Annotated in this window: 20 protein-coding genes; 14 read left to right on the top strand and 6 right to left on the bottom strand. The window is 69.7% G+C overall.

Annotated elements, in window-relative coordinates:
- Positions 1-177 precede the first annotated feature (177 nt).
- Complete coding sequence (locus ACFT4A_RS41500; protein WP_382841601.1) at positions 178-1,542, top strand: PLP-dependent aminotransferase family protein; 1,365 nt, start codon at positions 178-180, stop codon at positions 1,540-1,542.
- Positions 1,543-1,744: 202 nt separating this feature from the next.
- Here the strand turns inward: ACFT4A_RS41500 and ACFT4A_RS41495 are convergent, their stop codons facing one another.
- Positions 1,745-2,098, bottom strand: a complete 354-nt coding sequence (locus ACFT4A_RS41495; RefSeq protein ID WP_382841597.1) for a hypothetical protein — start codon at positions 2,096-2,098, stop codon at positions 1,745-1,747.
- 491 nt (positions 2,099-2,589) lie between these two features.
- Here ACFT4A_RS41495 and ACFT4A_RS41490 point away from each other — a divergent pair, with 491 nt between their 5' ends.
- The 4 genes from ACFT4A_RS41490 (at position 2,590) to ACFT4A_RS41475 (ending at position 6,345) form a co-directional block, all read left to right on the top strand.
- Positions 2,590-3,495, top strand: coding sequence for an NADP-dependent oxidoreductase (locus ACFT4A_RS41490; RefSeq protein WP_382841594.1), 906 nt, complete (start codon positions 2,590-2,592; stop codon positions 3,493-3,495).
- A gap of 85 nt (positions 3,496-3,580) precedes the next feature.
- The gene (locus tag ACFT4A_RS41485) at positions 3,581-4,642 is read left to right on the top strand and encodes an alkene reductase (protein ID WP_382841591.1); all 1,062 of its coding nucleotides are present in this window, start codon (positions 3,581-3,583) and stop codon (positions 4,640-4,642) included.
- 11 nt (positions 4,643-4,653) lie between these two features.
- A complete protein-coding gene (locus tag ACFT4A_RS41480; RefSeq protein WP_382841588.1) occupies positions 4,654-5,133 on the top strand; it encodes a MarR family winged helix-turn-helix transcriptional regulator in 480 nt (159 codons plus the stop codon).
- Between the two features lie 291 nt (positions 5,134-5,424).
- Positions 5,425-6,345 (top strand): SDR family oxidoreductase, encoded by a 921-nt coding sequence (locus ACFT4A_RS41475; protein ID WP_382841585.1) that lies wholly within the window; start codon positions 5,425-5,427, stop codon positions 6,343-6,345.
- A 354-nt stretch (positions 6,346-6,699) separates the two neighbouring features.
- Here the strand turns inward: ACFT4A_RS41475 and ACFT4A_RS41470 are convergent, their stop codons facing one another.
- Positions 6,700-7,659 carry a helix-turn-helix domain-containing protein gene (locus ACFT4A_RS41470; protein ID WP_382841581.1) on the bottom strand — a complete coding sequence of 320 codons (960 nt, stop codon included), beginning with the start codon at positions 7,657-7,659 and terminating at the stop codon, positions 6,700-6,702.
- Positions 7,660-7,882: 223 nt separating this feature from the next.
- On the opposite strand from ACFT4A_RS41470, the gene ACFT4A_RS41465 reads away from it, so the two are divergent.
- The 4 genes from ACFT4A_RS41465 (at position 7,883) to ACFT4A_RS41450 (ending at position 11,273) form a co-directional block, all read left to right on the top strand.
- A complete protein-coding gene (locus tag ACFT4A_RS41465) occupies positions 7,883-8,728 on the top strand; it encodes an SDR family oxidoreductase (RefSeq protein WP_382841578.1) in 846 nt (281 codons plus the stop codon).
- Positions 8,729-8,801: 73 nt separating this feature from the next.
- The gene (locus ACFT4A_RS41460) at positions 8,802-9,284 is read left to right on the top strand and encodes a nitroreductase family deazaflavin-dependent oxidoreductase (RefSeq protein WP_382841575.1); all 483 of its coding nucleotides are present in this window, start codon (positions 8,802-8,804) and stop codon (positions 9,282-9,284) included.
- A 384-nt stretch (positions 9,285-9,668) separates the two neighbouring features.
- The gene (locus ACFT4A_RS41455) at positions 9,669-10,649 is read left to right on the top strand and encodes an aldo/keto reductase (RefSeq protein ID WP_382841572.1); all 981 of its coding nucleotides are present in this window, start codon (positions 9,669-9,671) and stop codon (positions 10,647-10,649) included.
- Between the two features lie 84 nt (positions 10,650-10,733).
- A complete protein-coding gene (locus tag ACFT4A_RS41450; protein WP_382841570.1) occupies positions 10,734-11,273 on the top strand; it encodes an NAD(P)H-dependent oxidoreductase in 540 nt (179 codons plus the stop codon).
- Between the two features lie 322 nt (positions 11,274-11,595).
- On the opposite strand, the gene ACFT4A_RS41445 is transcribed toward ACFT4A_RS41450, so the two are convergent.
- The 4 genes from ACFT4A_RS41445 to ACFT4A_RS41430 form a co-directional block, all read right to left on the bottom strand.
- Positions 11,596-12,618 carry a LacI family DNA-binding transcriptional regulator gene (locus tag ACFT4A_RS41445; protein ID WP_382841567.1) on the bottom strand — a complete coding sequence of 341 codons (1,023 nt, stop codon included), beginning with the start codon at positions 12,616-12,618 and terminating at the stop codon, positions 11,596-11,598.
- 77 nt (positions 12,619-12,695) lie between these two features.
- Positions 12,696-13,532 (bottom strand): ATP-binding cassette domain-containing protein, encoded by an 837-nt coding sequence (locus ACFT4A_RS41440; protein ID WP_189722539.1) that lies wholly within the window; start codon positions 13,530-13,532, stop codon positions 12,696-12,698.
- Entirely contained in the window at positions 13,532-14,545 is a 1,014-nt protein-coding gene (locus ACFT4A_RS41435; RefSeq protein WP_382841563.1) for an ABC transporter permease, read from the bottom strand. Before ACFT4A_RS41435 ends, ACFT4A_RS41440 begins: the two co-directional genes overlap by 1 nt.
- A 153-nt stretch (positions 14,546-14,698) precedes the next feature.
- Entirely contained in the window at positions 14,699-15,715 is a 1,017-nt protein-coding gene (locus tag ACFT4A_RS41430; RefSeq protein ID WP_382841560.1) for a sugar ABC transporter substrate-binding protein, read from the bottom strand.
- A 265-nt stretch (positions 15,716-15,980) separates the two neighbouring features.
- Here ACFT4A_RS41430 and ACFT4A_RS41425 point away from each other — a divergent pair, with 265 nt between their 5' ends.
- The 5 genes from ACFT4A_RS41425 (at position 15,981) to ACFT4A_RS41405 (ending at position 19,100) form a co-directional block, all read left to right on the top strand.
- Positions 15,981-16,967 carry a carbohydrate kinase gene (locus tag ACFT4A_RS41425; RefSeq protein WP_382841558.1) on the top strand — a complete coding sequence of 329 codons (987 nt, stop codon included), beginning with the start codon at positions 15,981-15,983 and terminating at the stop codon, positions 16,965-16,967.
- A 14-nt stretch (positions 16,968-16,981) separates the two neighbouring features.
- A complete protein-coding gene (locus ACFT4A_RS41420; protein WP_382841555.1) occupies positions 16,982-17,281 on the top strand; it encodes a putative quinol monooxygenase in 300 nt (99 codons plus the stop codon).
- A 45-nt stretch (positions 17,282-17,326) separates the two neighbouring features.
- Positions 17,327-17,818, top strand: a complete 492-nt coding sequence (locus tag ACFT4A_RS41415) for a nucleotidyltransferase domain-containing protein (RefSeq protein WP_382841553.1) — start codon at positions 17,327-17,329, stop codon at positions 17,816-17,818.
- A gap of 486 nt (positions 17,819-18,304) precedes the next feature.
- Positions 18,305-18,724 carry an aspartate 1-decarboxylase gene (panD, locus tag ACFT4A_RS41410; protein WP_382841551.1) on the top strand — a complete coding sequence of 140 codons (420 nt, stop codon included), beginning with the start codon at positions 18,305-18,307 and terminating at the stop codon, positions 18,722-18,724.
- Positions 18,725-18,755: 31 nt separating this feature from the next.
- Positions 18,756-19,100: a GNAT family N-acetyltransferase gene (locus ACFT4A_RS41405; protein ID WP_382841549.1), complete on the top strand. Its 345-nt coding sequence runs from the start codon at positions 18,756-18,758 to the stop codon at positions 19,098-19,100.
- Positions 19,101-19,505: the final 405 nt, after the last annotated feature.

The following is a 19,505-nucleotide window of genomic DNA, read 5'->3' as shown; positions in this document are numbered from 1 at the left end:
TTCTCAGCAGACTGCCGCCCGCGACCAGCACGAGCATCCCGAGAGACCGCCACACCAGCCCTTTTACCTGCGACTTCGAGTTGGCGGAGGCTCGGTGTCTCCGTTCGTCTCGGCTGACCACGACGGTAGGCAGGCGGCGGGCCGGAGGGCATGGTCCAATCATGGGAAACTGGACCAGTGCGGATCGGAGACGAGCAGCTGGTGCGGGCCTTGGGGCCCTGGCGAATCCCCGATGCGCCACTGAGCGCGGCGCTGGCCCAAGCGGTGCGGGAAGCTGTGCTCGACGGCCGTGTACGCACTGGCAGCGAGCTGCCCGCCGAACGCCGCCTCGCCACTGCTCTCGGGGTGAGCCGCGGCACGGTGACGGCCGCGCTGGACCGATTGCGTAACAGCGGATGGGTCCGCACCCGGCACGGCAGCGCCAGCACGGTGCAGCTGCCCCCGGCCGCCGCGGAACGGATCGCCCCCCTCTCGGCGACCGGGGAAACCGGCTCGGTCACCGACCTGCGCCGGGCAGTGCCCGCCGCACCGCAGGAGGCTTACCTGGCAGCGACCCGGCGAGCCGTGGAACGAGCAGCCCCGCTGCTGGCCGAGCACGGCGAACCCGGACCTGGTCTGCCCGAGCTGCGTGCCTTGATCGCCGCACGATACAGCCGCGAGGGTCTGGCCACCCGGCCCGAGCACATCCTCGTCACCAGCGGGGCACGCGCCGCGCTGACCCTGCTCACCGCACACTTCAAACCCCGTGTAGCCGCCGTCGAGATCCCCACGTTCTTCGATGCGCTGCGGGTACTACGAGGTCCCGGAACGAGACTGGTCGGCCTGAGGGTCACCACCGACGGCTGGGACCTCAACCAGCTCGAGGCCGCCTTCACCGCTGCCCGAGGCCACCTCGCATACCTGGTGCCCGACTTCCACAACCCCACCGGTGCGTTCATGCCTCAGCACATCCGTCGAGCCGTCGCCGACCTGGCCACACAGAACCAGGTGACCATCGTCGCGGACGAGACCATGCGCGACCTCGACCTGCGCGACCGGCCGGAGCCTGCGCCTCGGATCCGCGGCGCCGTGCTGATCGGTTCCACCAGTAAGGCGATATGGGCCGGCCTGCGCATCGGCTGGATCCGAGCGACGACCCCACTCGTCAGCCGCCTGCAGAGCAACCCCCTCGCCGGCCCACTGTCCGCACCCCCCATGCAACAGCTCGTCGCCGCCGAACTCCTGGGCGACCTGGAAACAGTGCTCCATCGACGGCGCGGCGAACTCCGGCGACAGCGCGACCACCTCAGCAAGTTGCTCGCCGACGACAACCGTTGGCACTTCACCGTTCCACCCGGCGGACTCGCGCTGTGGCTGCACCTCACCGCCACTCCCGCCGACACGATCGTCGAACGAGTCGGTAAGAGCGGAGTCGAACTCGCCCCCGGCCCGCGCTTCGCGGCCGATGCCACCCTCACCCACCACCTGCGCGTTCCCTACACCCCACCCCTCGACGTACTCAACCGGGTCGCCACGGTCCTCGACATGGCCTGCCGAGACTGAGCCGATGGGCCCTGGCGCGCATGGACGCATGAGCGCCGTCAGGGCGGCCCGACCTGGTGAGCTCGAAGGCTCGGAGGCATGGCACCGCGTTGGTGGAACTCCCGCTGGGAGCCCTGGCGTAGCTGACGCGCGCCCGGCGCTCCCAACGGAGGACCCGGCGCGCGCGTGACCGGAGGGACTTGAGCGGATGTCGGTCCGCCGCTCAGTGGCCGGGCGGGATCCGGTCCTGCGGCTCGTCAGCCGGCTCTGCCGCGTCGTCGTCCATCTGCGCCCGCTCGGCCACGGCCGGGTCGGTCGAGTCCGAGACCAGCTCCGCGACGCGCAGGGTGCAGTCCCACTCCGTCAGCTTGCCTTTGATCACCACCAGGTATGACTCCTGGTCGGCGAAGCGATACACGCGGCGCCGCTTCTCGACGATATTTTTGCTCGGTAGGTACGTGTGGAGTGCGGCACGGAGCGCCTTCAGCGCCTGGTCCTTCGTTTCCTGTCCACGACAGATGAACTCGGTCCTGTACGTGTCGCTGCAGTACTCCGCGATCACGACCCAGTTGCCCATGCTCACTCCCCCTCGGCGCCGTTGTCAGTCAGGTCACGAGAGTATTCGGGGGTCCCTGCGTACGCTGGAAAGCTGCCCGGACATGCGACTCGTTGTAGGGCGTCCTGGCATGCTGCCCTGGTGACCGCCGCGGCGACGCGTGGGCCGGACACGACGGGTGGTTACGCAAGCAGCGCCGCTGATCCACCTGCACGCGGACACCTACCTACAAGCATCGGTGATGACGGGTGCGCGCGGCGGTCCGTAGCAGTGTCGGCCGGCTCCGGAACAGCCCCAAACGAGCTCCCCATGACCCGCTCTGCCGGCACCGGGCCCGCCAGACATGCGTGAGGCGCTCCACCCGCCGACGATGTCGCTCAGCACATTGCCGAGCGCAGGAGCCGACGCACGTGGCTCAGCGGCCCCATGAATACTTGGCTAGCCACACGATTGCTGTTACCTTGATTATGTGGCCAGCCACGCTTTTGGTGGCCGAAGGGAATGGAGTCGTCATGAAAGCAATCGTTTTCGACCAGTTCGGCAGCCCGGGCGTGCTGCGCGAGGCGGACATCGAGGTCCCGCAGCCCGGCCCCGGCCAGGTCCGGGTCCGTGTGAAGGCCGCCGGGCTGAACGCACTGGACGGCAAGATCCGCTCCGGGACGCTGGAGGCCGTCCGCCCGACGACCCTCCCCGCCGTCCCCGGTGGCGAGCTGGCCGGCGTGGTGGACGCCCTGGGTGAGGGCGTGAGCGACGTGCAGGTCGGCGATGAGGTGCTGGGCTGGTCGGACACCGGCTCCTACGCTCAATACGCGCTGGCCACCACCGTGGCTCCCAAGCCCGCCGGCCTCGACTGGCAGCACGCGGTCGCGCTGCCGGTGGCCGGCGAGACGGCCGAGCGGGTCCTGAACCTGCTGGGGGTCACCGCCGGGGAGACCGTGCTGATGCACGGCGCGTCCGGAGCGGTGGGAACCCTGGCGGTCCAGCTCGCCACGGCCCGCGGAGCACGCGTGATCGCCACCGCGGGCCCCTCCAACCAGGACTACCTCGCTTCGCTCGGTGCCACCGCGACTGTGTACGGCGAGGGCCTGGTCGAGCGGGTGCGGGCGCTGGCCCCCGACGGCGTGGACGCGGTGTTCGACCTGGCCGGGAAGGGAGCCCTGGAGGACTCCATCACCCTGCGGGGCGGCACCGACCGCATCGTCACCATCGCCGACTTCGGTGCACGCCAGCTGGGCATCAGCTTCTCCCAGGGGTCCCAGGAACGCTCGACCGCCCGCTTGGCCGCCCTGGCCCAGGACGCCGCGGCCGGCAAGCTCTTCACCACCGTCACCGCCTACCCGCTCGACCAGGCGGCCACGGCCCAGCAGGTCAGCGACGCCGGGCACGTGCGGGGCAAGCTCGTCCTGACCGTCGACTGAGCACCCCCTCCCACCCCTCACACACCACCACCCGCTGCCCTTTACGGTGACCGGTCGGTCACCGCTCCTATCGAAGGACCCCCTCATGCTGAATACCCTGTGGACGCCGACCACTCTTGGCGGCATCTCTCTGCCGCACCGCTTGGTCATGGCACCCATGACCCGTGACCGCTCGACACCCGAAGGCGTACCGACCGAGCTGAACGCCGAGTACTACGCCCAGCGGGCCTCGCACGCGCTGATCATCACCGAGGGAACCCAGCCCTCCGCCGACGGCCAGGGCTACCTCCTGACCCCCGGCATCCACAATGACGAGCAGATCGCCGGGTGGCGCAAGGTCACCGACGCCGTGCACGCGGCCGACGGCCGGATCGTCATTCAGCTGATGCACACCGGACGCATCGCCCACCCGGACAACACCCCCCACGGCCGCCGGCCGGTCGCCCCTTCGGCGATCCGGCCGCAGGGCGCGATGTTCACCGCGTCCGGCCCCCAGGAGATGCCGACCCCTCGTGTTCTGTCGACGCAGGAGGTCGCGGCGACCGTCGACGACTTCCGCCGCGCCGCAGCGGCCGCCGTCGCGGCAGGCGCCGACGGCGTGGAGATCCACGGCGCCAACGGCTACCTGGTGCACCAGTTCCTGTCCGACAACACCAATCAGCGCACCGACGGCTATGGCGGCTCGATCGAGGGCCGCATCCGCTTCGCCGCCGAGGTCGCCGCCGCGGTGGCCGACGAGATCGGAGCCGACCGCACGGGCATCCGTATCTCCCCCGGCAACCCCTACAACGACATCGCCGAGTCCGACACCGCCGAGCTGTATCCGGCGCTCCTGCGTGCCCTCAGCCCGCTCGGTCTGGCCTACCTCCACGTGATGCACGCCGGCGACGAGGACCTGCTGGGCACTCTGCGTGCGCTGTGGCCGACCACGTTGATCCTCAACCGGGCCGGTACCGACCTGCCCATCCGCGCCAAGGACATCGACAACGGCACGGCCGACCTCGTCTCCGTCGGCGCCCTCGCGCTCGCCAACCCGGACCTGGTCGAGAGGCTCCGCGCCGGCGCGCCGCTGAACACCCCCGACCCGGCGACCTTCTACGGCGGCGGAGCGGCCGGCTACACCGACTACCCCACCCACACCGGCTGAGGAACCGAACCATGCCCACGCCCGACCCCCGCATCCCCACGACGGCCGGCGCAGGACCGATGAGCTACGCGATCTTCCAGCTCGCCCGCGCTCACCGCGCCTACGCCGCCACCCTGCTGCGCGAGATGGACCTGCATCCCGGACAGGAACTGCTGCTGATGCACCTCCTGGACCGGGAGGGGCAGTCCCAGTCCGAGCTGCTCGAAAGCGTCGGTGTGGACCACTCCACCATTTCCAAGGCGCTACGCCGCATGCAGGACGCCGGCCTGATCGTTCGCGAGCCGGCCGCACACGACCGGCGCGTCATGGTCGTTCACCTCACCGACAAGGGCCGGGCGATGCGCGAGCCCATCGCGGCCCTGTGGCAGGCCCTGGAGGAGACCTCCGCCCGGAATCTGTCGGAGCAGCAGGCGGAGTCCTTCGTCGAGACCGCCTACGCCATCACCGAGGCGATCAGCAGCCGCGCGCTGCCGCAAGAAGAATCCGCGTGACTCCCCGGTGCGCACCCCATGCCCGCGTTCGCCACACCACACATGAAAGGGGCACGCGGACCGGGGTGCACACCGCCCCCATACGGCGCGACCACCGCCAGGTCGGCCATATCCCCCACCCCGTCGCGGCTGCCTTCGGACGCGGCACGTTCCGGCGGCGAGGCGCACCGCGGATCCGCCCCCTCGGCCCGCCTCCATCAGCCCGCCCGGCACGCAGACGCCTATGTCTGCGGCCACCCCTGCCCCGCCCACCAAGCCCCCGCTGATGACCTGACGGAAAGTGAAACCCCCATGCCTGCCACCGACTCAACCACCCTCCCGGTCCTCGTCGTCGGGGCGACCGGCTCCCTGGGGAGCAAGGTCGTCGACGAACTGCTGGGGCGCGGCAAGAACGTCCGCGCCCTGGTGAGGCCGGCCAGCGACGCCGGCCGGCTCGAAAGCCGGGGCGTGGAGATCGCCCGCGGCGACATGCTCGACGTCAACTCGCTCGTGGCCGCCATGAACGGCGCCGACGCCGTCATCACCACTGCCGCCGGCTACACCCGCGGCGGCAGGAACGCCAACGACATCGACACCGTCGGCAACGCCAACCTCGCCGAGGCCGCCCACCGCACCGGCATCCGGCGGTTCGTCCTGACCAGCATCCTCACCAGCGACCAGACGCCCGATGTCCCGCACTTCTGGCACAAGAAGCTCGCCGAGGACAAGCTCGCACAGCTCGGCGTCCCGTTCGTCGCCCTGCGCCCGGGGGCATTCCTCGACCAGGTCGCGAGCATGGCGGGCGACCCGGTCGACAAGGGCCGCATGGTGTGGATCGGCAAGGCCACCGTCCCGCTGACCTTCGTCCACACCTCCGATCTCGCGGCGTACCTGGCAGCCGCGGTCGACGCCGAGGCCGAGGCCGGTGAGCGGATCGACATCGGGTGGGACCGTCCGGTCAGCATGCGCGAGGTGGCCGACGTGATGGGCGGCTCGGCCGGAAAGAAGATCAAGGTGTGGGCCGTCCCGTCCGCCGTCGCCCGCGCCGCGGGAGCCGTCGCCGGCCGCTTCATGCCCCTGATCAAGGACATGGCCGCGATGTTCCGCTGGTTCGAGACCGGCCGCTACGTCGCCGACCCCCGCCGTCAGGAGCAGCTGTTCGGCCCCGTCCCCACGGCCGAAGACGCCATCGCCCGGTTCACCGAGGAGCTGCGCACCGCGCACCACCGGTGACAGGCCCGCGTCCCACCCCTCGCCGCCCCGCGGCCTGACCAGGACGACTCGGGCCTGTCCCCCTGGTTCGGTGACCACCTCGCCCCGACCCGCAGCATGGCGACCCTGTGGGCCGTACCCGACATGCGAGCAACTGGCATGGACGAACGGGCAGCATCCGCAGGCGCCGCATCTGCGACGATGCGAGCGGTCGTCGTCACAAGCCGGCCTGGCCGGTCTTCCTCGTGGATGTCGCTCACGTCTCCTCGGCTGCGCCCGACGGTCTTGAAAACGAGGCGGACACGGAACACGGCGGACGTACCGCCATGTCAGAGCCGTTGACGACTTCGCGGATCGACTCGCGTCGCGGGTCGGTCAGTCGGGTGTCTCGGACGAGTCGGCCGACCGGGAGTCGTCGGCCGACGCGGACCGCTCGATGTCGTCGTTGGTTGCGGCCCAGCTGGCCAGCAGGTCGAGGGCGTCCTGCGAGGGTGAGTGGGGCTCGGCGGTGTAGGTGAGGAGGAACTGGCTGGGGCCGTCGGGGAGTGGGAAGGTTTCGAAGGGCAGGTCGAGGTCGCCGACGACCGGGTGGTGGAGGAGCTTCACGCCGGTGGTGTGCATGCGGACGTTGTGGGCCGCCCAGCGGTGACGGAATTCCGCGCTGCGGGTGGATAGTTCGCCGATCACGTCCGTGAGCCGCCGGTCGTAGAGATCGCGGCCGGCCTCGGCGCGCAGCATGGCGACCGTGTCGTTGGCGACTTCGTCCCAGTGGCGGAAGAACTCGGTCGCGTGCGGGCTGAGGAAGACGAACCGGGCGTTGTTCGGCGGCCGTACCGGGTCGGCGTAGACGGGGGCAAACAGGGCGCGTCCGAGGTGGTTGGCGGCCAGGATGTCTCCGCGTCCGCTGAGGATGAACGCGGGTGTGCCGGCCATGGAGTCGAGGACGCGCTGCACCGCGGGCCGCACGCGCTGCTGGGCCGGGCGGCGGCGTGGCGGACGGGTGGTGCCGGCGCCGCGCAGGAGGTCGAGCAGGTGGATGCGTTCGGCCTCGTCGAGCTGAAGTGCTTGGGCGATGCCTTCGATGACGCTCTCGGAGACGCCGGTGGCGTTGCCGCGCTCCAGCCGTGTGTAGTACTCGCTGGAGATGCCCGCGAGGAGGGCGACCTCCTCGCGGCGCAGCCCGGTGACTCGTCGGCGTTCTCCGCCGTACAGGGGCAGTCCGGCCTGCTCGGGGGTGACCCTGGCCCGTCGCGTGCCGAGGAATTCCCGGATCTCCGCGCGGAAATCGTCGCGGATGTCGCGGTTGGTGCCGTCGGGGTCGTTTCTGCCTGCCATGCGTTTCACTCTACGAGCGCATCCGCCGGGTTGGGGGTCCCTGTCAGTGACCCCCTCATCAGGGACTCCCACACTCGCGTGACAGCCGGTTCTGTTGGTGGTGCACCGCCCACGACGGTGTGAACGGCCCGGAAAGGGCGGCACTCGCGCCGCCGGGCGGGCCGCACGCCCCCGCACACACCGGGTGCCCGACCACGGCGCCCCGACAAGAGCCAGGACCCCCATGAGCAAGGTCATTTTCGTCACCGGTGCCGGACGCGGTCTGGGCACGGACATCGCCCGCGAGGCCCTCGCCGCCGGCCACCAGGTCGTCGCCACCGGCCGCCGTCCCGCAGAGGTCGAGAAGACCCTCGGCGGGCCGCAGGACAACCTGCTGGTCACAACGCTGGACGTCACCAGCGTCGAGGACGCCGAGGCCGCCGCGCAGGCCGCCGTCGACCGCTTCGGCCGCATCGACGTACTGATCAACAACGCCGGGAACCTCTTCACCGGCTACTTCGAGGAGATCTCGCCCTCGCAGATGCGCCGGCAGTTCGAGACCAACCTCTTCGGCCCGATGAACGTCACCCGCGCCGTCCTGCCGATGCTGCGCAAGCAGCGCGCCGGCCACGTCATCACCATCACCTCGACCGCCGGCCTGGTCGGCATGGAATTCACCTCCGCATACGCGGCCTCCAAGTTCGCGGAAGAGGGCTGGATGGAGTCCCTGCGCCACGACGTCGAGCCGTACAACATCCACACCACGATCGTGGAGCCCGGCTACTTCCGTACCGAACTCCTCGTGGACGGCTCCACCAACTGGCCCGAGCTGTCCATCGACGACTACGCCCCGCGCACCGCCCCGCGGATCGAGGGCATGAGGAGCATGAACGGGAAGCAGCCCGGCGATCCCGCCAAGCTCGCCCGCGCCCTGCTCACCATCGCCGGCCAGGACAAGCCCCCGCAGCGCTTCGTCGCCGGTGCGGACGCCATCGAGGCCGCCAAGGCCAAGGCTAAGGAACTCCTCGCCCAGGCCGAGGCATCCCGCGAGCTGGGCGGCGCCCTGGCCTACGACGACGCCCTCGCCTGAGCACCACGCCGCGCACCCCGGCTGGGGCGCAGGACCGTGCCGGGTGCGTTTCGACAGCACGGAGAGAGTCAGCATGCCCCTCAAAGGCGAGTACGAGCCGAGCAAGGCGCAGTTTGTGCGTGACCAGGTGGAGCTGTACGAAAGCTCCGGAGGTACGCAGGGAACGACGCTGAGTGTCCTGGTCGCACGGGAGGAAGACGAGAGGCTCCGGGACCTGCCCGTCGTCATCCTGACCACCCTGGGCGCGAAGAGCGGCAAGATCCGCAAGACCCCGGTCATGCGGGTGGAGCACGACGGCTCCTACGCCGTCATCGCCTCCATGGCAGGAGCCCCCAGGCACCCGGTCTGGTACCACAACGCGGTGGCCGACCCCCGGGTCGAGCTACAGGACGGCCCGGTGCGCCAGGACATGCTGGCACGCGAGGTGACCGGCAACGAGAAGGCCCTGTGGTGGGCCCGGGCCGTCGAGGCGTTCCCCGACTACGCCGAGTACCAGAAGAACACGGACCGCGAGATCCCGGTTCTCGTTCTGGAGCCGGCGGCCCGGGAGCACTGACGCGGCGCAATCGGTTCCGCCCGCGGATCCCCCGCCACCTGTCCTTGGCGACACCGGCGTCGGACCCCTCCCGCCAGCGGCCGGCTCGCATTCCTCACGGACGACCCGGGCCGCCTGGAGGAAGCGCATTACCGGCGACCATGGCGTTGATCTCGTCGGCGCCGGCCTACGACGAACCCCACAGCCGGGCAGGACGCCCCGCACCCCCGGCCGAGCCGAAGCCGCCTCCGGGTGGACCTTCGGCAGCTGACCCGTCGGCCGGGCAACGGCGCGCGTGCCGGCAGCGCGCGGACGACCCGAGCACGGTCCGCCAGCTGGTTTGCGCACCTCACTGATCATGACCACACCGATCGGCCTGACGGCCGTCACGACTAGGAGTACCTGATGAAGCACGTATCACTGGGCGGGCTCGATGTCTCCCGCATCGGCCTGGGAGCCATGACCATGGCCGGCATGTACACCACGGGCGGGGGGCTCGACGACGCCGAGTCGATCCGCACGATCCACCGGGCGCTGGACCTCGGGGTCACCCACATCGACACCGCAGAGATCTACGGCCCCTTCCACAGCGAGGAAATCGTCGGCAAGGCCATCAAGGGCCGGCGCGACGACGTCGTGGTGGCGACGAAGTTCGGTCTCGTCTCCCACTCCGGCGACGGCCCCGGCGTGATCGACAGCAGCCCCGGCAACGTGAAGACCGCGGTCGAGGGCTCGCTCCTGCGGCTCGGCACCGACCACGTCGACCTCTACTACCAGCACCGTGTCGACCCGAACACGCCCATCGAGGAGACCGTCGGCGCGCTGGCCGAGCTGGTCGCCGAGGGCAAGGTGCGCCACATCGGCCTCTCGGAAGCCGGACCCGAGACGATCCGCCGGGCACACGCCGTGCATCCGGTGTCCGCGCTGCAGACCGAATACTCGCTGTGGACCCGCGACGTCGAGGCCGAGATCCTCCCGCTGCTGCGCGAGCTCGGCATCGGATTCGTGCCCTACTCGCCGCTCGGCCACGGCCTGCTGACCGGGCAGATCCGCACCGTCGACGACTTCGCCGACGACGACTGGCGCAAGACCAACCCGCGCTTCACCGGCGAGAACTTCCAGCGCAACCTGCGCATCGTCGACGAAGTCCAGGCCATCGGCGCCGAGATCGGCGCCACCCCGGCACAGACCGCGCTGGCGTGGCTGCTGACCCGCGGCGACGACATCGCCCCGATCCCCGGAACCCGGCGGGTCTCGCGCGTCGAGGAGAACACCGCCGCCGACGGCATCGAACTCAGCGCCGCTCAGCTGGACCGCCTCAACAACCTCACGCCGGCCGCGGGCGAGCGTCACGACGAGGCGAACATGGCCACCATCGACCGGTGACCACGCCTCGGCGAATCCCCGACCCGTCACACCCGCCAACGCATCCGTCACCCACATCCCTGATCACTGAAGAGGTCCCTGATCATGTCCAAGGTTCTCCTTGTCGTAGGTCACCCCGACCTGTCCCAGTCGAAGGCCAACAGGGCCCTGGTGGACGCCGTCCGCGAGCTGGCCCATGTCACCGTGCACGACCTCTACGCCGCCTACCCTGATTTCCAGGTCGACGCCGACGCCGAGCAGGCGCTGCTGGCCGAGCACGATGTGATCGTCTTCCAGCACCCGGTGTTCTGGTACAACACCACTCCTCTGTTCAAGCAGTGGCAGGACAAGGTATTCACCCTCGGCTGGGCCTTCACCATGGACGGCTCGCCCTCACAGCTGTCCGGCAAGAAGGCCGTCGTCGCCGTCACCGCCGGCGTCCCCGCCGACCACTACACCCCCGAAGGCTCGAACCAGGCCACCCTGGAGACCCTCCTCAGCAACTGGCACGCGACCCTGCGGCTGTGCCAGTTCGACATCCAGCCGATGGTCAAGCTGTACGGCACCGCCTTCGGCCTCTCCGACGAGAACCTGACCACCGCCGCAAAGCAGTACAACGAACTGCTCGCCTCCTTCGCCGCCTGACCGCACTCTCAGTGGTGGGGCCTAACAGTCTCCGGTCGCCCTCGCCGGATCGGCGCCAAGCGCCTGGAGACCTGTGCTTGGCGACCGTGTCGTGGAACCGACCGACCGATCGCTCGTGGCCGAGCGCCGCCGACTCGGCGGATCCGGGTTGCGGCCTCCTCAGCGGGGCTGTTCCGTCGAGCGCCGGCCCTCCCCTGTGAGGGGCGACATGGCTGGTACGGAGAATGCCGGAGGGAAGTCGATCGATCGGGCCACATCGTGGTCAATGCTGGGTTGTCGAGGCCCCAGGATCATGAGGCCCGCGAAAGCAGAGGCATCCCGTCTACGGCTTGGGTGCAGGTTGCTCCCCCGAGCCCCGGACGATCAGCCGGGTGGGAACGGTGATGGTGCGAGCCCGGGAGCGGTCGCCGTCGAGGCGGGCCAGGGCGGTGGCCGCGGCGGTGCGGCCGAGTTCTTCGGGGTCCTGGGCGACGACGGTAAGGGCCGGTTCGAGTGCCTCGGCGAGTGATACGTCGTCGAAGGCGACGACTGCTACGTCCTTGCGCTTGCTGCGGGCGAGTTCGGCGACGATGCCGAGCGCCATGATGTTGTTTCCGGCGAACAGGGCGGTGGGGGGATCGGCCAGTTCGAGGAGTTGGGCGGTCGCGGCCTCGGCGCCTGGCTGGTCGTGGCTGTTGGCGACGAGCGCGCGGTCGTAGGGGAGGCCGGCTTCTTGCAGGGCCGCGCGGTATCCGGCGAGGCGTTCGCGGCGGGTGTAGAGCTTGACGGGCAGGTCGCCGACGAATCCGATGCGGCGGTGCCCGTGGGCGATGAGGTGGGCGACGCCTTCTTGGGCTCCGGCACGGTTGGAGCTGACGATGCTGTCCGTGGGCAGGCCGACTCCCGGGCGGTCGAGGAAGACGATGGGAAGCCCCGCCGTGCGGTGGGACTTGAGGTGGGAGTGGTCGGCGCCGACGGACGGCACGACGATGAGGATGCTGACGCGACGGGCGAGGAACTTGTCCGTCAGGGCGCGTTCGCGGTCGGGCTCGTCCGCGGACGAGCCCATGAGGAGGGTCAGTCCGCGTTCGCGGACCGTGTCCTCGATGGCGCGGGCCACGGCTCCGAAGAAAGGGTTGGCGAGGTCGGGGATGACCAGTCCGATGGTGGTGTCCGGACCGCCGACGCGGATGTTGCGGGCCATGAGGTTCGGCTGGAAGCCCAACTTGGCCACCGCGGCGAGTACCTGTTCCCGCGTCTGCGCCGAGACGGGTCCGTCCTCGTTGAGGACACGGGAGACTGTCTTGGCACTGACGCCGACTTCTCGTGCGACATCGGCAAGGGTGGGGCGGCGGCTCGCTGCCATGGAGGAAACCGTCTCCTGAGTGCTCTCGGGTTCCGGCCGCGGCCTCGGCCGGAACATGCGAGAGCGGGGGTGAGCTGTCAGGTGGCCTGGACTCCGGCGGCTTTCGCCGCCGCGGAATCCGCTACGACAGTATCTCCGGCCGCGTCGACGGTGAGAGCGCCGGTCATGATGGCGACGACCTCAGCCATGGAGTAGTCGGAGGGCTTGATCACGGCGGCGCGCCGGCCCAGCCGGTGGACGTGGATCCGGTCGGCGATCTCGAAGACATGGGGCATGTTGTGGCTGATCAGGACGACCGGCATGCCCTTGTCGCGGACGCGGCGGATGAGGTCGAGGACCTGTCCGGACTCCTTGACGCCGAGGGCGGCGGTGGGCTCATCCATGACGACGACGCTGCGGGCCCAGGCGACGGCGCGGGCGACCGCGACGGCCTGCCGCTGTCCGCCGGAGAGGGTCTCGACCGCCTGGGTCAGCGAGCGCAGTCCGATCTTCAGGTCGGCCATGTGCTCGGCGGCTTCCTGGCGCATGCGCTTCTTGTCGAGCATGCGGAAGGCGCTGCCGAGGATGCCCGGGCGGCGCAGCTCGCGGCCCAGGAACATGTTCGAGGCGATGTCCATGGAAGCTGCCACGGCGAGGTCCTGATAGACCGTCTCGATGCCGTGAGCGCGTGCGCTCTGGGGGCCGGAGAACTGGATCGGCTTGCCATTGAGGCGGATCTCGCCCTCGTCCGGTACCACCGCGCCGGTGAGGGCCTTGATGAGGCTGGTCTTGCCGGCGCCGTTGTCACCGATGACGGCGAGGACCTCGCCGGGCAGCAGGTCGAAGTCGGCGCCGTCGATGGCGGTGACGTGACCGTAGCGCTTGACCAGACCGCGGGCCTGCAGGACAGGAGTGGGGGAGGAGGTGGCGCTCATCAACGGGCCTTCTTCCGGGAGATCTGGTCGACGGTCACCGCGAGGATCACCAGGACTCCGGTGATGAGGGTCTGGTAGATGGAGGCGACGCCCATCAGCTGCAGGCCGTTGCGGAAGACTCCGACGATGAGGACGCCGATGAACGTGCCCAGGACCGAACCGCGCCCGCCGAAGAGGCTGGTGCCGCCGAGGACCACGGCGGTGATGCTGTCGAGGTTGTCGGTCTGCCCGGCCTGCGGGTCGCCGACTCCGGTGCGGGAGATGAGCAGCAGGGCGGCGATGCCGTAGAGGAGGCCGGCCACGGTGTAGACGCCGATGGCCAGGCGGGAGGTGCGGATGCCGTTCAGCCGCGCCGCTTCCGGGCTGTTGCCGAGCGCGTAGACGTGCCGGCCCCAGCCGGTGCTGCTCAGCGCGTAGGCGAGGAGGAGGAACAGGGCGATGGTGACCAGCGAGCCGTAGGTGATGTCGGTCTTGCCGAGGGGGAAGGTCTGCCCCAGGGCCGTCAGCGGGCCGGGCAGGTTGGTGACCGTCTGCTCCTCGGAGTAGATGTGGGTCAGCGCGAACGCCACGTTGAGCATGCCCAGGGTGACGATGAACGGCGGCAGCGGGATCTTCTGCACCAGCGCCCCGTTGAGCATGCCGAAGCCGCCGCAGACGACCAGGCCCAGGGCGATGGCGGCGAGCGGCGGCAGGGAGCCTTCGGCGGCCATCTTGGCGATCACGATGCTGCCGAACGCCATCACCGCCCCGCAGGACAGGTCGATGCCCGCGGTGAGGATGATCAGTGTCTGGCCGATGGCCAGGGTGCCGACGACCATGACCTGCTGCACGATCAGCGAGAAGTTCCCGCCGGTGAGGAACTGGTCGCTCGAGACGGAGAAGAAGACACAGGCCAGGAGGAGGGCGACCAGCGGTCCGGTGGTCGGTTGCGTGAGCAGTCTGCGGACCGTGGTCGGCGCTTTGAGCTCCGCGTACGGCGTGGACGTGGAGGGTGGCGTGGACGTGGCAGTCATGCGAGGTCCTTGTCGGAAGACACAAGTCCTTGTCAGGACTGGTCAGTCGTTGTCGGACGGCAGGAGGAGGAGGGGGCGGCCGTCCCCGGTCGGGGAGGAGGGGCCGGCCGCCCCGCTGAGGGGTGTCGAACGGCGGCAGCCGGGGGCGGCGGCTCAGCCCCAGCAGTTCTCCAGGCCGTAGGCGGTGTCCTTGGACGTGACGCCGTCCTGCGCCTTGTCGGTGATCAGGGTGACGCCGGTGTCGGTGTAACCCGACGCCTTCTTGCCGTCCTTGGCGTAGGTCACGACGGCCTTGACGCCCTCGGCGGCCATCTTGAGCGGGTACTGCTGCGAGGTCGCGGCGATCTTGCCGTCCTTGACCGCCTGGGTGCCCGTGCAGCCGCCGTCGACGGAGACGATCAGGACGTCCTTCTCCCGGCCCTTGGCCTTGAGCGCGGTGTACGCGCCCAGGGCGGCCGGTTCGTTGATGGTGTAGACGACGTTGATGCCGGGTTCCTTCTGGAGGCAGTTCTCCATCGCCGTCTGGCCCTTGGACTGGTCGCCGCCGGTGTCCTGAGCACAGGCGACGTCCTTGTCGGTGGCGCCGAAGCCCTTGAGGAATCCGCTGTGCCGCTGGACGCCGACGGAGACGCCCGGCGCGAGGTCGAGGGCGGCTATCTTCGCGGTCTTGCCCTTCATCGCGGCCTTGGCGTACTCGCCGATCAGCTCGCCGGCCTTGACGTTGTCGGTGGCGAAGAGAGCGTCGACGGCGCTCTGCGGCTCGGTCGGGGTGTCGAGTGCGATGACCAGGACGCCCTTGGCGCGGGCCTTCTCGAGCGCGGGCACGATCGCCTTCGAGTCACTGGGGGTGATCAGAATGCCCTTGACGCCGGAGGCGACCATGTTCTCGATGGCGGTGACCTGACCGGCGTTGTCTCCGTCGAACTTGCCGGCCGCGGTCATGAGCTTGACGCCTTCGGCCTTCGCGGTCTTCTCCGCGCCTTCCTTCATCTTGACGAAGAACGGGTTGGTGTCCGTCTTGGTGATCAGGCCGACCTTGACCTCGCCCGAGCCGGTGCTCGCGCTGCCCGATCCGGATCCGGATCCACAGGCGGTCAGGGCGAGCGCTGCGACACCCGTGCACGCGGCGGCTCTGAGCAAGGAGGAGGGCAGACGAGAGATGCGTGACATGAACGACTCCAGCGGGATGTCGGGCGGGTGGTCGGCAGCGAGGCCTGCCGTCCCGCGATGTCAACGATGACTCATGTCATCGTTGACACTGCTTGGCGAGGATGATGGACTCCGCTCACCGGCAACGTCAATGCCTTGCACCCGTCACAAATCGGCAACGCCCCTCGGCGGTCGCCCGCCCGAGGCCGTTCGCCGGCCTGCCCGGGTCATGCCCGTTTCCGCTCCGCGCGTTCCAAGAAGGCGCGTTCCAAGAGGAGAGCAGCCCATGAGCCCGCGCCAGATCACCGTCCTGGGAGAGTGCGTCGCTGACGCGTTCACCGAACCCGCGCGTGCCCGGAACGAACTCGCCCTGCGCGTGCTTCCGGGCGGCGGACCCGCCAACACGGCGGTGGCCTTGGCCAGGCTCGGCACTCCGGCCCGCTTCCTCGCACGGCTGTCCGGTGACGTGTTCGGCCGCCTCTTCCGGGCCCACCTCGAGGCATCGGGCGTGGACCTCTCGCACGTCGTCGAGGCCGCCGAGCCCAGCACGCTCGCCGTGGCCGAGCTGGACGCCCATGGGCAGGCCACGTTCTCCTTCCACGCCCAGGCCACCGCCGACTGGCAGTGGACCAGCGCGGAACTGGCCGCGGTGGACCTGACCGACACCGCTTGCGTCCACACCGGGTCACTGGCCCTGGTCAAGGAACCCGGGGCAGGCGTGGTGGAGGACTTCCTGGCAGCGGCCGCACCCCGGGCCACCATCAGCATCGACCCCAACGTCCGCCCCCTCCTGGTACGTCCCGAGGTCTACCGTGCCCGGCTGGCGCACTGGTGCGGCCTCGCGGATGTGCTGCGGCTGAGCGAGGACGACCTGGAACTCCTCCTGCCCGGAACGCCGCCCGAGCAGGCGTGCGACACCTGGCATGCGGCGGGCGCGCGGCTCGTCGTGATCACACGCGGCGCCGACGGCGCGCTGGCCTCACTCGACGGGGAACGGGTGCAGGTGCCGGCGGTGGCGACACCGGTCGTCGACACGGTCGGTGCGGGGGACTCCTTCACCGCCGGACTGCTGCACCACCTCGGCACCCGCGGACTCCTCGGCGGCAGGCTGACGGACCTGCGTCTCGGCGATGTCGAGGCAGCCTGCCTGTTCGCCACACAGGTCGCGGCCCTGACCTGCTCCGTCGCCGGCCCGAACCCGCCGTGGCACGACCAGATGGCGCCGTTCCCGACGGACAAGGCCGTCGTCCGGCGCCTCGGCTCCACCCACTGAAAGGACAGGAAACCATGACGAAAACCCTGCTCGCCGAGTTCACCGCCCGAAAGGGAGCAGAGGACGAGGTCGCTCGCCTGATCCGGGACTACGCCCTGAAAGTGCGCGAAGAAGCAGGAAACCTGGCCTTCGACGTCTACACCAAGGCGACCGACCCGCGCGCCTACTGGATCTTCGAGGTCTACCGGGACGAGGACGCCTTCAAGGCACACCTGAACGCCCCGTACGGCGCCCCGTTCAACGCCGCCCTCATCCCACTGATCGAGGAGGACGCCTCTGTACTGACGTTCCTCGAGGAGATTGACCGCACATAAATCCACTCGCCCGCCCACGTGATCACCGCTAACGTGCGCCAGGTGATGACGGCCGACGATGTGTTGTCCATCCTCGCAGTGCTGCGGAACGCGGACGTCGACATCTGGATCGGCGGCGGCTGGGGCATCGACGCCCTGGTCGGCGAGCAAACCCGCCTGCACCGCGACCTGGACCTGATGCACCGAGAGGACCAGGAAGCTGACGTCGTGGCGGCTCTCGCGGACGCCGGCTTCGTCGAGACCCTCGACTGGCGCCCCGTACGGTTCGTCGTCACCGGTTCTCATGACCGGGAGATCGATCTTCACCCGCTGGTCTTTGCCGCGGACGGATCCGCCGTGCAGGCGTCACCCGACGCGGAGCACCCGTTCGCCTATCCCGCCTCGTGTTTCGTCACAGGCACGATCCTCGGGGCCACCGTCCCGTGCCTGTCGCCCGAGCAGCAGGTCTATTTCCACCAGGGCTATGAACCTGCTGATCACGACCGTCACGACATGGCCCGGCTCCGGCAGACCTTCGGGATCACCACCCACTTCTGAGCCCGCGCGCCGGAAGCGGCTCCTGGCCGACCGGCGCGCGGACCCCGGCGCGTCACCGCCAGATGGACGCGAACCGAGCAACCGGAATGCGGGCCCGCGTCGGCGTCCCCCGATCTGTGACCGTGTTCAAACGTCTAGTGTGTTCGAGGCGGTCAGGAAGCGCTGATTGCTGACCGTCCAGCACTCCATTCCCGCACTTCGCGTGAAGCGACTCGCCCTGGGCTCCTCGTGTGCCTGATATGTCGTCAGCTAAGTCAGCATCTGATCAGCATCAGTCCCCGCACATTCCGAGACGGTTGTCCGAACAGGTGCCTTGGCGACGGCGTCGCAGCAGCCTGGCTCGCACGGAGGCGCAGGCCGGAAGCCTTCTCGCAAGAGTGAAGCGATGTTCCTCACAATCTTCGAGTCCAACGCGTGCCGGTGTACAGTAAAGACCGCCCTTGACCTGCAGAAAGCCGGCAGGGAGCCGTCTTTCAGGAGTTCTAGATGCTGCGCACCATGCTCAAGTCCAAGATCCACCGAGCCACCGTCACCCAGGCCGACCTGCACTACGTGGGATCGGTGACCATCGACGCCGACCTGCTCGACGCCGCCGATCTGCTGCCCGGTGAGCTCGTGCACATCGTCGATGTCACCAACGGCGCCCGGCTGGAGACGTACGTCATCGAGGGCGAGCGCGGATCCGGGGTGATCGGGATCAACGGGGCCGCCGCGCATCTTGTGCACCCCGGTGATCTCGTGATCATCATCAGCTACGCACAGGTGACGGACGCCGAGGCGCGGGCACTCACCCCCAGGGTCGTGCACGTGGACCGCGACAACCGGATCGCGGCCCTGGGCGCAGATCCGTCCGAGCCGGTGCCGGGCTCGGACCAGCAGCGCAGCCCGCAGGCCGTCGGGGCCTGACCGGACACCCACGGGACAGGAGCATGTCCGTATGAAGGACCTGGTGATCCGCGACGACCGGGCGGCGGGCCGCCTGGAGGCGCTGACCGGCGGTGAAGTCGTCGGCCGCATCGAGTACTTCGTCCTCGAGAGCCCCGAGCGCGCGCTCGTGCCCGTCCACACGATCGTCGAACCGGCCCACGAGGGCCAGGGCATCGCGGGTTCGCTCGCACGTGAGCTGTACGCCATCGCCGGTCGCGAGCACAGCCCGGTCGCCTCGCTGTGCCCCTACGTCACCCGGTGGGTCGAGCGTCATCCCGACGAGGCCCGCCCGGCCGATCCGGACCTGCTGACGGCGGCCAAGGACTGGCTGTCCGCTCACCCCGGCCGCTTCTGACCCACCTGGACCCTTCCCCGTCCCGCGCCGGAGTGACTGGGGAAGCGGGTGCCGGGTAGGCGGGGGATAGTCCAGAGCCGGAGTCGATCGACTGGCTGGAGGGCCTCATGACGCATCCGTTTCCCGACCCCGTGCACCCGGGGCCGACACCGGGCCCGGATCCCCAGCACCCGGAGCCGCGCCCCGACCCGGTGCCGGATCCGCCGCCACCGCCCGGCCCGGAGCCGACCCCGCCGCCCCCGTCCCCGACCCCGCCCCCGGGGCCTGACCCCGTGCCGGGTCCCGACCCGTCACCGATCCCCCCAGGCCCGGAACCCGTACCCAGCCCCGAGCCGGGCCCGCCGCTCACCTGAACGACACCAGAAACGAGAAGGGGCCGGTGGACAGCCACGCGAGCTGTCCACC

This window comes from Streptomyces sp. NPDC057099, from assembly GCF_042671245.1.
In the GTDB taxonomy this organism is placed as follows: Bacteria; Actinomycetota; Actinomycetes; order Streptomycetales; family Streptomycetaceae; genus Streptomyces; species Streptomyces purpurascens.
The sequence above is the reverse complement of the archived record's forward strand: the minus strand, read 5'-3'. Positions and strand labels throughout refer to the sequence as shown.